Annotated in this window: 13 protein-coding genes and 1 pseudogene; 12 read left to right on the top strand and 2 right to left on the bottom strand. The window is 43.7% G+C overall.

Annotated elements, in window-relative coordinates; translation table 11 throughout:
• The first annotated feature begins 7 nt into the window (after positions 1 to 7).
• From J9317_RS13425 to J9317_RS13415, 3 genes are all read left to right on the top strand, one after another.
• Positions 8 to 658, top strand: coding sequence for a helix-hairpin-helix domain-containing protein (locus tag J9317_RS13425; RefSeq protein WP_211559388.1), 651 nt, complete (start codon positions 8 to 10; stop codon positions 656 to 658).
• A gap of 64 nt (positions 659 to 722) precedes the next feature.
• Positions 723 to 1286, top strand: coding sequence for a ComE operon protein 2 (locus tag J9317_RS13420; RefSeq protein ID WP_211562391.1), 564 nt, complete (start codon positions 723 to 725; stop codon positions 1284 to 1286).
• A 23-nt stretch (positions 1287 to 1309) separates the two neighbouring features.
• The gene (locus J9317_RS13415) at positions 1310 to 3649 is read left to right on the top strand and encodes a DNA internalization-related competence protein ComEC/Rec2 (RefSeq protein ID WP_211559386.1); all 2340 of its coding nucleotides are present in this window, start codon (positions 1310 to 1312) and stop codon (positions 3647 to 3649) included.
• A gap of 40 nt (positions 3650 to 3689) precedes the next feature.
• Here J9317_RS13415 and J9317_RS13410 read toward each other — a convergent pair whose 3' ends face one another.
• Entirely contained in the window at positions 3690 to 3824 is a 135-nt protein-coding gene (locus J9317_RS13410) for a YqzM family protein (RefSeq protein ID WP_035405161.1), read from the bottom strand.
• Between the two features lie 306 nt (positions 3825 to 4130).
• On the opposite strand from J9317_RS13410, the gene holA reads away from it, so the two are divergent.
• Positions 4131 to 5162: a DNA polymerase III subunit delta gene (gene holA / locus J9317_RS13405; RefSeq protein WP_347880528.1), complete on the top strand. Its 1032-nt coding sequence runs from the start codon at positions 4131 to 4133 to the stop codon at positions 5160 to 5162.
• Between the two features lie 392 nt (positions 5163 to 5554).
• Here holA and rpsT read toward each other — a convergent pair whose 3' ends face one another.
• Positions 5555 to 5821, bottom strand: a complete 267-nt coding sequence (gene rpsT / locus J9317_RS13400; protein WP_035405160.1) for a 30S ribosomal protein S20 — start codon at positions 5819 to 5821, stop codon at positions 5555 to 5557.
• A 202-nt stretch (positions 5822 to 6023) separates the two neighbouring features.
• Here rpsT and gpr point away from each other — a divergent pair, with 202 nt between their 5' ends.
• From gpr to dnaK, 8 genes and pseudogenes are all read left to right on the top strand, one after another.
• Complete coding sequence (gene gpr / locus J9317_RS13395; RefSeq protein ID WP_211559382.1) at positions 6024 to 7154, top strand: GPR endopeptidase; 1131 nt, start codon at positions 6024 to 6026, stop codon at positions 7152 to 7154.
• A gap of 69 nt (positions 7155 to 7223) precedes the next feature.
• Positions 7224 to 8419 (top strand): annotated as a pseudogene (gene spoIIP / locus J9317_RS13390) (stage II sporulation protein P).
• 19 nt (positions 8420 to 8438) lie between these two features.
• Positions 8439 to 8783: a DUF3679 domain-containing protein gene (locus J9317_RS13385; RefSeq protein WP_211559380.1), complete on the top strand. Its 345-nt coding sequence runs from the start codon at positions 8439 to 8441 to the stop codon at positions 8781 to 8783.
• Positions 8784 to 9131: 348 nt separating this feature from the next.
• On the top strand, positions 9132 to 10955 hold the full coding sequence (lepA, locus tag J9317_RS13380) for a translation elongation factor 4 (protein WP_249292176.1): 1824 nt from the start codon (positions 9132 to 9134) through the stop codon (positions 10953 to 10955).
• Positions 10956 to 11018: 63 nt separating this feature from the next.
• Positions 11019 to 12158, top strand: coding sequence for a radical SAM family heme chaperone HemW (hemW, locus tag J9317_RS13375; RefSeq protein ID WP_347880561.1), 1140 nt, complete (start codon positions 11019 to 11021; stop codon positions 12156 to 12158).
• 105 nt (positions 12159 to 12263) lie between these two features.
• Positions 12264 to 13295 (top strand): heat-inducible transcriptional repressor HrcA, encoded by a 1032-nt coding sequence (gene hrcA / locus J9317_RS13370; protein WP_211559376.1) that lies wholly within the window; start codon positions 12264 to 12266, stop codon positions 13293 to 13295.
• A 124-nt stretch (positions 13296 to 13419) separates the two neighbouring features.
• Positions 13420 to 14010 carry a nucleotide exchange factor GrpE gene (gene grpE, locus J9317_RS13365; RefSeq protein WP_211562385.1) on the top strand — a complete coding sequence of 197 codons (591 nt, stop codon included), beginning with the start codon at positions 13420 to 13422 and terminating at the stop codon, positions 14008 to 14010.
• A 28-nt stretch (positions 14011 to 14038) separates the two neighbouring features.
• The gene (gene dnaK / locus J9317_RS13360; protein WP_211559374.1) at positions 14039 to 15865 is read left to right on the top strand and encodes a molecular chaperone DnaK; all 1827 of its coding nucleotides are present in this window, start codon (positions 14039 to 14041) and stop codon (positions 15863 to 15865) included.
• Positions 15866 to 16097 lie beyond the last annotated feature (232 nt).

Genomic DNA, 16097 nt, shown 5'->3' with positions numbered 1-16097 from the left:
GTGATTCATGGATTTTTTACAGAAGTATAAAGTTTTATTGATTGCAGGGTCTCTCATTCTGCTAGCAGCTGTATTTTTAATGTTTTCTAGAGAACTGCCGGAAAAGGCAGAAAAAACCCAGGTAATCCCTGATCGTGTTGAAATTCAGGATAATAGCACAGCTGAAGCTTTCACTGAAGCGGCAGATGAAAAGGAAGCGAGTACGAAAAAAGAATTGTTTATGGTGGATGTAAAAGGATCCGTCCATCGTCCGGGAGTTTATGAATTATGGGAAGGCTGCAGGGTGAAGGATGCTGTTGATCGAGCAGGAGGATTGCTGGAATCTGCCGATGGGAAGCAAGTTAACCTGGCTGCGGTTTTGGAGGATGGTACAGCTATATATATCCCTGTTAAAGGAGAAACAGTGGAAACAGAGCTCTCTCAGGGAACGATCGCTGCTCAAGGAAGTGCCTCGTCAGACGCAGGGAAGGTCAATCTCAACACGGCTGGACTGGAAGATCTGCAGACGCTCCCGGGTATAGGCCCTTCTAAAGCGGAAGCCATTTTAGCATACAGGGAAGAAAAGGGAAAATTTAAGTCCGAAGAGGAATTAAAAGAGGTTTCGGGAATCGGGGATAAAACCTATGAAAAGCTGGAAGATTTGATACAGGTTAATTAACCTTTGACGGAGGATTTCCTTCACCGCTAAAATAATAGAAGGTACAAAAGCGGAGGGATAAATGATGAATCGCATTTCATGGGATCAATATTTTATGGCACAAAGCCATTTGCTGGCATTGAGAAGTACATGCACCAGGCTTGCGGTCGGGGCGACCATTGTACGTGAAAAAAGGATGATTGCCGGAGGCTACAATGGGTCCATAGCTGGCGGAGATCATTGCATTGATTCAGGATGCTATGTCATTGAAGGCCATTGTGTCCGGACCATTCATGCCGAGATGAACGCCATTTTACAATGTGCAAAATTTGGCGTGCCGACAAAGGATGCAGAAATTTATGTGACTCATTTTCCATGCCTGCAGTGCTGCAAAGCGATTATCCAGGCGGGGATACAATCGGTTTTCTACTCTGCAGATTACAAGAATCATCCGTATGCCATCGAGCTTTTTCAGCAGGCTGGTGTAAAAGTAAAGCAGGTAGAGCATAGGCAGCAGGAAAGTATTCAAAACGGGGAAAAGGACGAGCTGCTGGCAGATTTGCTCAGCCGGTTAAAAGAGCTGGTTGATGATGATTCTGTAATGGATGAATTGAGAAGAAGGGCTGACCGGGTTATGTCGGGGTCCTGATCATATTATTAGGAGGCGCCTGTGTGAATTACGTATTAAGTGCAGCTGCCTCTGTCATTGCTGTCATCTCGGTCCAATACTCGTTAGAATGGGCAGGCATCCTCCTCGTTTTGGGAGGATGCCTGCTTCATGCTTCGAAAAATAGGGCGAGAGCAAGTGTCTTGGCAGCTGCCGCTTTTTTTATCTTTTTATTCTTGTCCTCATTTCACACCCATCATAGCCAAAGCAGACTCAATGAAGGAGCCTTTACGGGAAGAGGAATGCTTACCATGCATCCCGTTACGGATGGAGATCGTTTCAGCGCCAGGCTTAGGCTCGATAGCCATGAAACAATCGCAATCCGATTGTTTATTCCTAATGAAGCAGTGAAACAAAAACTGCAGACAATAAAGGGAGGGATGAGCTGCAAGGTGAAAGGAACACTCGAATATCCTCTCAATCCAACTATTCCAAATGGCTTCAATTATAAAGAATACTTGGAAGCGCAATCCATTCACTGGATTTTAACGGCATCAAGCGTAAGTGATTGCCTAATTGGTTCCACGCCTGAAGCTGCGCTGCTTAAATGGAGATCTGAAGGGCTGTTATTCATCCTGAGGTCTTTCCCGCCTGAATCAGCAGGAATTGTACAGGCTCTTATATTTGGAGAGCGGGAATGGATTGACCAGGATACAGAAAAGGCGTATCAAAGAATCGGCCTCATTCATCTCCTGGCTATCTCGGGAATGCAGGTTGCTTTGATTGCCGCAGCAGGGAGGTTTCTGATGATGAGAATAGGGTTGAGCAGAGAAACTTCTGCCCTCTTGCTATTCTTTCTTCTGCCTTCCTATTTGATCATAGCAGGGGGCTCTCCCTCAGTGATAAGAGCGGTTTTGGCAGCAGAGCTATATTTGCTATTTCTTCTTATGAAATGGCCGGTTCATCCGCTAAAGCTGTTATCGCTCCTATTTATTATTTGGCTCGCGTCAAGCCCCATGCACTTATTTCAAGCCGGATTTCAGCTCACGTTCATTATAAGTTTTTGTCTCTTAATGTCTGCTGCAGTATTTAATAAGCACCGCGGAAGAATTCATCTACAGAATCTGATTCTCACCTTTCTTTCGGTGCTTTCCACAATGCCTCTCATTTTATCTTCTTTTTGGGAAATTTCCCTCCTCAGTTTGCTCGTCAATACTTGCTATGTTCCATTGTATTCATTCATTCTTATGCCTTTGTCCTTGATTTCTTTTCTTATGGCCTCCATGCAAATCCCGTTTTGGGAAGGCGGAATCCGGATTGCCAATTGGATGATAGATTGGACCAACAGAATGACCGAATTCATTTCTGCTGCGGATCCCTTTCTTCTTAAACTTGGAAAACCCCCAAGTCTACTCCTCCTTTGTTATACGGCAGGAGTCATCTATTGTTTTTGGTCGATGGAAAAAGGGATAAAAAAAACGATAGGTGCTATTTCAATTATAGCGGGGCTGCTCATTATTGATCTCATTCTTCCCTTCACAGATCCTAATGGTTCTATAACGTTTCTGGATGTAGGACAAGGCGATTGCATTGTCATTGAACTGCCGTATAAAAAGGGAACGTACTTAATCGATACCGGAGGGAAATTCGTATTTCACGAAGAGAATGCAGAATGGAAGCAGCAGAGAGAGAAAAAACCGCTTTCAGATTACACGCTTCTTCCTTATTTGTCATCAAAAGGAATATCACACTTTGATGCAGTGTTTCTTAGCCATGCAGATCAGGATCATACGGGCGAATATTTACATATTCTGAATAAAATCAGTATAGCGGAACTCATCGTACCGGAAGGATTTGTCCGTGATCAAACCGATCGAAAACTTATTGCAGAAACCATCCAAAGAGGAGCTGCAGTAAAAACGGCCAGAGGGCAGCAGATCATTAGAAAAAACGGAATCCAATTTCAGGTCCTTTGGCCTTTAAAGTGGAGTGATAGCAAAAATGAAGATTCGCTCGTCCTGCGATTTAATTTGGGTGGGAAATGGTGGCTTCTAACAGGGGATTTGGAAAAGGAAGGAGAGGCCGCATTGGTTAATACGCATCAGTATTTGAAAGCAGATGTTTTAAAGGCAGGCCACCATGGCAGTAAATTTTCTACATCTGCTGATATGATGGAAAGGGTTCAGCCATCCGCTGCGATTATATCAGCGGGAAGGAAAAACAGATATGGCCACCCCCATCAGGAAATACTAACAAGGCTGAAGGAGAAAGGAGTGGAGACGCTCAGAACGGATACAGAAGGGACCATTCAATTCCTTTTTAACGGGGAAACAGGAACCTTTAGAACCCATCCGCCATACGATGTAGTAAACCCGGGCAGCAAAAATAAAAAAAATAGAGACTGAACGCCAGTCTCTCCCATCAGAATTACTTCCGCATATAACGTCAGGATGCAACGAGTTTGATGACCGTTGCAATAATGAAAAGGGTTGCAAAAAATCCGAAGGAAACAGCAAAACCAACTCCTGAATCTACAGCGTCATTACGTTTACTCTGCACATTTTTCTCAAATTCATTCACATTTACCCCTCCTGTTTCCTCATTAGTATAAGGGAAACTAGAAAAAAAATCCATCCTGCGCTTGTATAAGAATAGAAGATCTTAACAGCGATACTATGCTGCTTTACACACAAAATAAAGAAGAAGCTGCGGCATCGTTTTTTTGCAGAATGAACCCGGGACCTGCAAAAGGACGTTTATCATATATGGATGGAGGGGATTCTCCCTCCTCCGTTTCATAAAAGATTTGGCGGGCTTCACCTTGCCAAACAGAAGGAAACTCTTTACGATGAGTGTAGAGTTTTTTTACATAGGAGCTGGATCAATGTGCTGCAGTTTTGGAAGCAGATAAACACTAAAAATCTGTCTCCGGTCTATTTGCTGATCGGAACAGAAACGTATCTATTGGAACAATCGGTGAAGAAATTGATTGCCGCCGCCCTTCAAGAAGAAGAAAAGGATTTTAACCTCTCTATTTATGATATGGAAGAGACAGCAGTCGAAACGGCTATTGAAGATGCAGAAACCCTTCCTTTTATGGGAGAAAAAAGAGTGGTTCTCCTTAAGAATCCTTCATTTCTGACTGGAGAAAAGAAAAAAGAGAAAATAGAGCACAATACAGAGAGACTTGAACAATATCTTAAGGAACCCGCACCTTATACTGTTTTAATCGTACAAGCTCCATATGAAAAATTAGACGAGCGCAAAAAGATTTCAAAGGCCATAAAGAAGAATGCTGTGATTGGCGAGGCGAAATCTTTGTCAGAACAGGAGCTTATTCAGTGGACGCATACCCTGGCTGCAGCACAGGAAACCGAAATGGAGTCTGATGCAGCAGAGCATCTTGTAGCTTTAACCAACGGAAGTTTGATGATGATGGACCAGGAGATTCACAAGCTTTCGGCTTATACCGGGCCTGGAGGAGTCATTGCCAAATCGCTGGTGGACGAACTGACAGCGAGAACGCTTGAACAAAATATTTTCGAATTGATTAATCATGTGACGGCCAGGAAAGCCGATCTCGCTCTTCATGTCCTCCATGATTTATTGAAGGCAAATGAGGAGCCAATAAAAATCCTGTCTCTTATTTCCTCGCAATTCCGTCTGATCCTTCAAGTTAAGCAGCTGAGTGCAGGAGGTTATGGACAGCCGCAAATAGCCGGTACTTTAAAAGTTCACCCTTTTAGAATAAAGCTCGCAGCCCAGCAGGCATCATCTTTTCATGAAGAAGAACTGAAGCAGCTGATGAAGCGTCTTGCCGATGCAGATTACGGTATGAAAATAGGAGGAATGAATAAGGTATTAATCTTGGAGCTGTTCTTAATGCAGCTTGCAAGACCGGGGAAAGCGTTGAAATAAAAAGAATCATACTTTTTTAAAGGCTATGTAAAAGCATGAAGTTGATTTTTATCACCTGTTGATTGGAGCGGAAGGCGTGAGACTCCCTCGGGAGCAGCGGAACAGGTGAGACCCCGCAAGCGCAAAGCGCAGAGGAGGCTCACCGCCCGCCCCGCGGAAAGCGAACGCCTGAAGCGAAAATCAAAAGCCAAGTTAAACAGGGTTTTTTTAAAAAGGCTAATTTTGAGAAGAATGATTGCTGCTTAGGGGTAGTTGGTCTACTGCAAGCGATTTGCTGCGGGGTGAAGTTCTGCTCCCGTTCCTGTAAAACAGCCATGTTTAATTGCAGGGGAGGCTGTAAAAAGCACAAAGAAAAGAGGGCCGGCAATATGCCGGCCCTCTTTGTTCATTGCTTACGCGGACAAACCGTTAACTTGTTTAGTCAAACGGGATTTGTAGCGGGAAGCAGTGTTTTTGTGGATGATTCCGCTTTGAGCAGCTTTATCAATTCTTTTAGCAGCCTCTTGAAGAGCAGTTTTTGCATTGTCAGCATCGTTGTTAACAACTAGTGACTCAACTCTTTTGATTGCAGTACGCATAGAAGATTTAAGTGTTGCGTTATGAGCGCGGCGCTGATCATTTGTTTTTACACGTTTAATAGCAGATTTAATATTTGGCATCCGATTCACCTCCTAAAAAAAGCAATCGAGATCTATTTAACTCGATATTATTTCCAACATAGAGAACAAGAGATATTTTATCAGACCCCGCACGGTTATGCAATACCTCTGACAAGGAATTTTCGTTGATAGCTTACTTTAAGAATGGCTCACCTTCTAATTGGAAAAAATAAAACCAGGATGATTAACAGGAGGGAAAATAATGAGTGACTCGCTTGATTTAGGAAATTATACCGTTCGTACTGATCTTGCTATTGAAGCAAGAGACCTTGCGCTGGAACAGCAGGAAAAAAGTCAATCTCAGCCTAATCCTTCAGATAATGGAGAAGTGAAGGGAATAATCGTCAAAGAACGGACCGAAGGGGAAATAAAACTCACCTCTGTAGAAATCAAAAAAGAGGGCGAGGAGGCTACGGGTAAAAAAGCCGGCAATTATCTGACCATTCAAGCAGACGGTATCAGACAAAAGGATACGGATCTGCAGCAGGAGGTAATCGGTGTATTTGCAAGGGAATTCAGCAAATTCATCGAAAACCTTGGAATTAATAAAGAGGCCTCATGCCTGATAGCAGGCCTGGGGAACTGGAATGTTACGCCCGACGCACTTGGACCGATTGCAGCGGAAAATCTTCTTGTGACAAGGCATTTATTCGAGCTGCAGCCGGAAAATGTTCAAGAAGGCTACCGTCCAGTCAGTGTCATCTCGCCTGGAGTAATGGGGCTCACGGGAATTGAAACGAGCGACATTATTTTAGGAGTTGTCAACCGGATCAAACCTGATTTTATAATTGCAATCGATGCCCTTGCAGCGAGATCGGTTGAGCGGGTCAATGCGACAATTCAAATATCTGATACAGGGATCCATCCAGGATCCGGTGTAGGCAACAAACGAAAAGAATTAAGCCTGGAAACACTGGGAATCCCGGTGATTGCCATCGGTATACCAACCGTAGTGGACGCCGTCACCATCGCAAGCGACACGATTGATTATATCCTGAAGCATTTTGGCAGGGAAATGGCACAGGGAGACCGCCCATCCAGGTCGCTTGTCCCGGCAGGAATGTCTTTTGGAGAGCGCAAAAAATTAAGCGATGAAGATCTTCCCGGCGAGGAACATCGGCAAACTTATTTGGGTATTATCGGGACGCTGCCAGAGGAAGAAAAGCGCGCGCTGATTCATGAAGTGTTAAATCCGCTTGGGCATAACCTAATGGTCACACCGAAGGAAGTGGATGTATTCATCAGTGACATGGCCAATGTCATTGCAAGCGGGCTGAATTCAGCCCTTCACGGACATATTGGCCACGATAATAGAGGCACTTACACACACTAGCATTTTGGTTCTAACTCTCGCAGATTGTCCATAGAATGTATAAGACATTCTGCGAGAGGACGGATTTGCATGAAACGGACAAGCACAGCCCCCATAATGGCGATCAGCGGGACAAGCATTAAAAAACTGCTCATTTCGGCCTTTATGGGCCTTGTATTTATTTTTGTTTTGTCAGGGGTCCTTACCTCTTTAAAGCCTCAATACCGTCCAGCTTCAACTTCCATTCACAGTCTCGCAGACGGGATTGCAGGAGAAGCGTTCGTTCATTTAATGGGAACTGAAAATCATTACTTCACGCAGGCGCTGCCGGTGGAAAGCAAGCCAGCTGATTGGTCCTCTATGTTCTTGAAGCTCGCCGCAAGTATTAACCTGAATGATCCGAGGAGCTTGCTTGGAAGGGAGCTTCCGGGGTTTTCCTTATATGACAGCGAAATCATTGTTGCGGGTGAGGGGGCAATTACAGCACAATTATTCCTTTTGAATCTGCACCTCCTGAAGAAGTGCAGCTTCAGGAACGGGAGGCATCAATTGAGGAGCTGCGAAAGGCTTCAGCTAAGACGGAGGGGACGGTTAAGCCTCCGGTCCAAAATACAGGTGATAAAAAAGTGGTGTATATTTACAACACGCACAATACAGAATCATATTTGCCGCTGTTTAAAGATCCATCCAAGAATCCGGACGATGCCTTTCACAAAAGTGCGAACGTCACTCTTGTAGGAAAAATGCTGGCCGATGAATTGGAGGCTCAAGGAGTCGGGACCCGTGTTGAGCAAAAAGATATTCAGAAATTATTAAAGGACAAGAAAATGAAATATAGCCAGTCCTACTCTGCTGCAAGACCAGTCGTACAAGAAGCGATGACTTCCGGCAAGGATCTTGCTTATCTAATCGATATCCACCGTGATTCCCGACCTCATGCTGATACAACTGTATCGATAAAGGGGAAAGCCTATGCTCAGCTTGTATTTGTGGTAGGGGGGAAGAATACGAATCGCGAAAAAAACATTGAACTCGCTAAAACACTTCATGCTAAACTGTCTGAAAAATATCCCGGTCTTAGTAAAGGGGTCACATTGAAAATAAAAAATTCGAACGGACTGTTTAATCAGGATTTATCTGGAAATTCCCTCCTTATGGAATTTGGGGGAGTGGATAATAATATGGAAGAATTGAGAAATACGACAAAGGCTGTTGCTGATGTATTCAGCGAATTTTACTGGCAGGCTGAAAAAGTTCAGGCTGACGTCAAGACAGAGAAGAAATAAAAAGACGCGAGGGATTCGAATGGGAAAATTCATGCTGAAAACCACCCTTTTTGCAGCACTTCTTTTCTTAGGTGTCCTAATGGGAATGCAGATTGCCGGGAACGGAATGAAAAATCTCCAGGGATATGATAATCCAGATATGAAAAGTGCATTCATAATAAAAAACAGCAGACAGGATCAGGAGATTGAGGCCTCTGTTCTCGGCCAATCGATTACTAGCCATGATTTGGAAACGAAAAGAAAGCAGCTCGAAAGCATGGAAGCATTCAATCCTTTGTCGGAGGCTGCTAAAGGAATTTCCTCTGGTATTGAAAACCTTTTTGGCAAACTGATTTCTGCCGTGAAGGGGGAAAAAGATAAATAGCAACCGGGGGACTGTCCAGAAAGCGGTTTTCAAAATTTGCTTCCTCTGATTAAAAGTATTTTGGATCCGGCTGATTTCCGCTGCTCTTAGCAAAAGTCGCGCATCTTCCGTTCCAATCAGCCTCACCATAGTTGTCCAACATTCCTATATAAACACAACCTCCGGAATGCGCCTACAGCGTCCCGGGGGTTTCAATTTCAAGCATATCCTCTCAGCAGGACTTTTTATACCGCCCCCTTTTGTATGCAAGAAATCTGCTCCTTTCAAAACATTAGTTGAATGTTGAATTTCCAATTGATATAATCAATGCTAGCGTAATGCGCAGTTTTGTAGGAGTGATAGATGATCATGAATAATCAGGATAAATTTAAAAGACAGTCTAAAATTCGTAATTTCTCGATAATTGCTCATATTGATCACGGTAAATCCACCTTAGCAGACAGAATCCTTGAGAAGACTTCGGCCATTACTCAACGGGAAATGAAAGCTCAGCTCCTGGATTCGATGGATCTTGAACGGGAACGCGGAATAACGATTAAATTGAATGCCGTTCAGCTTACATACAAAGCGAAAGATGGCGAAGAATATATTTTTCATTTGATTGATACACCTGGACACGTCGATTTCACTTATGAGGTTTCACGAAGCCTGGCAGCCTGCGAAGGTGCTGTGCTAGTTGTCGATGCCGCACAGGGAATTGAAGCCCAGACGCTTGCCAATGTATATTTGGCATTGGATAACAACCTTGAAATTCTCCCAGTCATCAACAAAATTGATCTTCCAAGCGCAGAGCCGGAACGTGTCCGCAAGGAAATCGAGGATGTTATTGGTCTTGATGCTTCAGAGGCGGTTCTCGCTTCAGCTAAAGCGGGGATTGGAATTGAAGAGATTTTAGAGCAGGTTGTAGAAAAAGTTCCCGCTCCAACAGGAGATCCGGAAGGCCCTCTTCAAGCAATGATTTTTGATTCTTTATATGATTCATATCGCGGCGTTGTAGCCTACATTCGAATCATGGAAGGTACCGTGAAAGTCGGACAGAAAATCAGAATGATGGCTACAGGCAAAGAATTTGAAGTTCTTGAACTCGGGGTATTCACACCGAAAGCTGTCATGAAGGACGAACTGACGGTAGGGGATGTTGGTTTCCTTACCGCAGCCATTAAAAATGTCGGTGATACCCGTGTTGGTGATACCATTACAAGTGCGAAAAACGGTGCTGCCGAGCCGCTTCCTGGCTACCGCAGACTAAATCCAATGGTTTATTGCGGACTTTATCCGATTGACACGGCCAAATACAATGATTTGCGGGAAGCGCTTGAGAAACTGGAGCTGAACGATTCTGCACTTCAATATGAGCCGGAAACGTCTCAGGCACTGGGATTTGGTTTCCGCTGCGGATTCCTTGGACTTCTGCATATGGAAATCATCCAGGAGCGTATCGAACGTGAATTTAATATCGATTTAATTACAACCGCACCAAGTGTTATTTACACAGTGTTTTTGACAGATGGAGAAGAGCTTAAAATTGATAATCCATCCAATATGCCGGATCCTCAAAAAATTGCCCGCGTAGAAGAGCCTTATGTTAAAGCCACGGTTATGGTTCCGAACGATTACGTTGGTGCCGTTATGGAGCTTTGCCAGGGCAAGCGGGGTATTTTTATCGACATGCAATACCTGGATGAAATCAGAGTGAGCATTGTATATGAAATCCCGCTGTCAGAAATTGTGTACGATTTCTTCGATCAGCTGAAGTCCAGTACAAAAGGCTATGCTTCATTTGATTATGAACTAATCGGCTACAAGGAATCCAAGCTAGTCAAAATGGATATCCTGCTTAACAATGAAACAATTGACGCTTTATCCTTTATCGTTCACCGCGACAGTGCATATGACAGAGGTAAAGTGATTGTTGAAAAACTGAAAGATCTCATCCCGCGCCAGCAGTTCGAGGTGCCTATTCAAGCAGCAATCGGCCAGAAAATTGTGGCTCGTTCTACGATTAAAGCTATGAGAAAGAACGTGCTGGCTAAATGTTACGGCGGAGACATTTCCCGTAAAAGAAAGCTTCTTGAAAAGCAAAAAGAAGGTAAAAAGCGCATGAAAATGGTAGGTTCAGTTGAGGTACCGCAGGAAGCGTTTATGGCCGTTCTTAAAATGGATGATAACTAAAAATGATAAGGGATGCCGCAGAGTTTCTGCGGCATCTTCCTTTAAAAAGGAGTGCCCATCATGGTGAAAGCAGCCTATGTCCATATCCCATTCTGCGAATACATCTGCCATTATTGCGATTTTAATAAGATTTTTATCCAAAACCAGCCGGTTGAATTGTATCTAGACTATTTAAATACAGAAATTGCCCAAGTGATGCAAAAACATGATAAACAGAAGCTTGATACCATTTTTATCGGCGGAGGGACTCCGACAGCGCTCGATGAGTCACAGCTTACACAGCTGATGACCTCAATTAGCCGCCATCTTCTTCCTTCAGATAAGCAGATTGAATTTACGGTCGAAGCAAACCCTGGGGACCTCTCCTACGAGAAAATGAGGCTTCTTAAAAGTTTTGGAGTCAATCGATTCAGTATTGGGGTCCAGAGTTTTGAAGACAGGCTCTTGGAGAAAATAGGCAGAGTGCATCGGAAGCAGGACGTGCTTAGAACAGTTGAAGATGCAAAAAAAGCAGGCTTTGACAACTTGAGTATTGATTTAATGTTCGGTCTGCCCGGACAGACTGCAGAAGACTTTGAAAGAACGCTGGATTTGGCACTAAGTCTTGACGTGCAGCATTTTTCTGCGTATTCCCTGATCATTGAACCGAAAACAGTTTTCTACAATCTTGTTCAAAAAGGAAAACTGCCGCTTCCCCCTCAGGAGGAGGAGGCACGTATGTATGAACTCTTAATGTCGAGAATGGAGCAAGCAGGATTTCATCAGTATGAAATCAGCAACTTTTCCTCCCCTGGAATGGAAAGCCGGCACAACCTCACCTACTGGGATAATGAAGAATATTTTGGTTTTGGCGCGGGGGCTCATGGGTATGTAGATGGGATGAGGGAAGTGAACGCCGGTCCTTTGAAAAAATACATGGCGTTAATTGATGAGTCTGGTTCCCCGATCACAACCCGGCATAAAGTAACTGAAGACGAACAAATGGAAGAAGAGCTATTCCTCGGACTTCGAAAAAGTGCCGGAGTCAGCAAGCAAGTATTTAAAAATAAATTCGGTAAAGAACTGACGGATGTTTTCTGCGAGCCGATAAAGGTTCAAAAACAGAAAGGACTGCTTGAAGAGGATGAATCGAGCATCTTTCTTTCAGTTCAGGGGAGGCTTCTCGGTAATGAGGTTTTTCAGTCGTTTATCGGGCTTTCTTAACCTTAAAAAAAGAAGACTTTTGAATTGACTTTTCTTTTCTGTTTTGATAATTTGTTAATAGTATTAGCACTCAGCTACTACGAGTGCTAACAGAGGTGATGACAGATGCTAACTAATCGTCAATTGCTGATTTTGCAGGTAATTGTTGATGACTTCATCCAGTCAGCTCAGCCTGTCGGTTCCAGAACCCTGTCCAAAAAAGAAGAGATATCTTTTAGCTCAGCTACCATTCGGAATGAAATGGCAGATCTCGAAGAATTGGGCTTTATTGAAAAACCGCACACTTCTTCAGGACGTGTACCTTCAGAGAAAGGCTACAGGTATTACGTCGATCATCTGCTGTCTCCTAAAAGACTGGCAAGCAATGAGGTTCGATTGATCAAATCTCTTTTTGAGGAAAAGATCTTTGAACTGGAGAAAATGGTTCAGAAGTCTGCTCAGATCCTTTCGGATATGACCAGCTACACGACCATTGTGCTAGGGCCAAAAGTGAATGAAAATCAGCTTAAACACCTGCAAATTATCCCAATCAGCGAAAATGCTGCAGTTGCCATTATGGTGACAAATACGGGACATGTTGAAAGCAGACCGATTTCCCTTCCGGAAGGTGTACGTCCAGGCGATTTAGAAAAAGTCGTCAATATCCTTAATGAACGTCTTTCAGGGGTTTCACTTTCTGAACTTAAGGATAAAATGTACAAGGAAGTAGCCAGTCTTTTGAAAATGCATATTGAGAATTACGGAATGTTCCTTAAATCCTTTGAGGACAGTCTGCTGCCGAGAGATCATCAGGAAAAGCTGTTCTTCGGCGGAAAAACCAATATGCTGAATCAGCCGGAATTCAGTGATCTTGAAAAGGTAAAAACCCTTCTGAGGATGATTGATGAGGAACGGCTGTTTTATAAATTACTAAGCAGCAAAGATACCGGGCTTTCCATTTCAATTGGGAAAGAGAATCAGATCACTGCTATGGAATACTGCAGTCTGATTACAGCAGATTACTCAATTGACGATAAGAAAATCGGGACAATTGCCATACTCGGTCCCACCCGGATGGAGTACTCAAGAGTGGTAAGCTTGCTCCAAAAGGTTGCAGGGGGGCTTTCAAAAGCGATGTCTGATCAGTATTACAGCTGAAGATGAAATTGCTTCTGAAAAGTGTTGTTCTATAAGCGCAAAGCCAGCAGAACAGCCTTAACAAAAGAAGGATGGGGAGCGGCAAAACCCATCCCCTTTCTCATGCATTTAAGGGAGGTGAAAGATTGTGGAAAATGAAAAAGATTTAAACGAACGTGATTTAGCAGAAGAAGCAGAAGAAAAATCCCCTCTTTCAGATGAGGAGACTCTTTCTCAGGAAGAAACCGCAGAAGCGGAGACTGAAACGGACGAGCTTAGCGAAGCGAGAGAGAAAATTGCTTCCCTTGAATCAAAAGTGGACGAATCTGAAAGCAAGCTGCTCCGCGTTCAGGCAGACTTTGAAAACTTTAAGCGCAGAGCAAGAATGGACGCTGAATCCGTCCAAAAGTACCGCGCACAAAATTTGATTTCTGAAATTCTTCCTGCATTGGATAACTTCGAAAGAGCTCTTAAGGTTGAAGCTTCCGATGAACAGACTAAATCTCTTCTGCAAGGGATGGAAATGGTTCACCGCCAGCTCGTTCAAGCTCTTAAAAGCGAGGGTGTAGAAGAAATCGAGACTGTAGGGAAAACGTTCGATCCTCATTTGCATCAGGCTGTCATGCAGGGTGAAGAAGAAGGATTTGAACCCAATACAGTCATTGAAGAGTTCCAAAAAGGCTACAAACTAAAAGACCGGGTTATTCGCCCTTCTATGGTAAAAGTAAGTCAATAATCTATACATAACTTGAGGAGGTAACATTATGAGCAAAATTATCGGTATCGACTTGGGTACAACGAACTCTTGTGTCGCTGTTCTTGAAGGCGGAGAACCAAAAGTAATCCCTAATCCAGAGGGCAACCGCACGACACCTTCCGTTGTTTCTTTTAAAAACGGCGAGCGTCAGGTAGGGGAAGTGGCAAAACGCCAGGCTATTACAAATCCCAATACGATTATGTCAGTTAAGCGTCATATGGGAACAGACTATAAAGTTGAAGCAGAAGGCAAAAACTTCACACCTCAGGAAATATCAGCTGTCATCCTTCAGCACTTGAAATCCTATGCTGAAAGCTATCTTGGCGAACCTGTTACAAAAGCTGTTATCACTGTTCCAGCTTATTTCAACGATGCAGAACGCCAAGCTACAAAAGATGCCGGCCGTATTGCAGGACTTGAAGTTGAGCGTATTATCAATGAACCTACTGCTGCAGCGCTTGCTTACGGTCTTGATAAACAGGACGAAGATCAAACGATCCTTGTTTACGACCTCGGCGGCGGTACATTTGACGTATCCGTTCTGGAACTTGGAGACGGTGTGTTTGAAGTTCGCTCCACTGCAGGTGATAACCGCCTTGGAGGAGACGATTTTGACCAAGTAATCATTGATCACTTAGTAGCTGAATTCAAAAAAGAAAACGGCATTGATCTTTCTAAAGATAAAATGGCGCTTCAGCGTTTGAAAGATGCAGCTGAGAAAGCGAAAAAAGATTTGTCAGGAGTATCTTCCACTCAGATTTCGCTTCCATTTATCACTGCAGGGGAAGCTGGACCTCTTCACTTGGAACTGAACCTTTCAAGAGCGAAATTCGAAGAGCTATCATCAGACCTTGTTGAACGTACGATGGCTCCTGTGCGCCAGGCACTTCAAGATGCCGGCATCTCAAGAGACGATCTTGATAAAGTTATCCTTGTTGGGGGTTCTACACGTATTCCTGCTGTACAGGATGCAATCAAGAAAGAAACAGGCAAAGAGCCGCATAAAGGTGTTAACCCGGATGAAGTAGTAGCACTTGGAGCTTCCATTCAAGGCGGTGTAATCACAGGAGACGTTAAAGATGTCGTTCTACTTGACGTTACGCCTCTATCTCTTGGAATTGAAACAATGGGCGGCGTATTCACGAAGCTTATTGACCGCAATACTACGATCCCAACTAGCAAATCACAAACGTTCTCAACAGCTGCAGACAGCCAGACAGCGGTGGACATCCACGTTCTTCAAGGTGAACGCCCTATGTCAGCAGACAACAAAACACTTGGCCGCTTCCAGCTAACGGATATTCCGCCGGCACCACGCGGCGTTCCTCAAATCGAAGTAAGCTTCGATATTGATAAAAACGGAATTGTTAATGTTCGTGCAAAAGATCTTGGCACGAATAAAGAACAAACCATCACAATCAAATCTTCTACTGGTTTGAGTGATGATGAAATCGACCGCATGGTTAAAGAAGCGGAAGAAAATGCAGATGCAGACAAAAAACGCAAAGAAGAAGTAGAAGTTCGCAACGAAGCGGATCAGCTTGTTTTCACTACTGAAAAAACACTAAAAGACCTTGAAGGCAAAGTGGACGAAGCAGAAGTGAAAAAAGCTAATGATGCGAAAGATGCACTTAAAGTAGCGATTGAGAAAAATGAGCTTGAAGAAATCAAAGCGAAAAAAGATGAACTTCAGGAAATCGTCCAGCAGCTTTCTATGAAGCTTTATGAAGATGCAGCAAAACAGCAGCAGGGTCAAGAAGGCCAAACTGCAAAAGACGATAATGTTGTTGATGCAGATTATGAAGAAGTAGACGACCAAGACCAGAAGAAATAAACGAAGCACTTTCCTTAGAAAAGTCAAAGTCAGGCTTGCCTTGACTTTGACTTTTTTTACGATTAGCTGAGAACAGGCGGAAGCTTATAGCAATAAAATGCATGGGAACGCTTCATGCAGCATGAGCGGCAAGGAGGAAGGCCGGTTTGGTGCTTATTTATAACAGGCCCCCTCCGCTTTTATGTATTGACTGGCCTAGTCCCTCGGACGCTTCGCTGGCCTTGTCAAAGTC

Source organism: Metabacillus flavus, from assembly GCF_018283675.1.
GTDB lineage: Bacteria > Bacillota > Bacilli > Bacillales > Bacillaceae > Metabacillus_B > Metabacillus_B flavus.
Note: the sequence above shows the minus strand (reverse complement) of the source record. Positions and strands in the feature narration are given on the sequence as shown.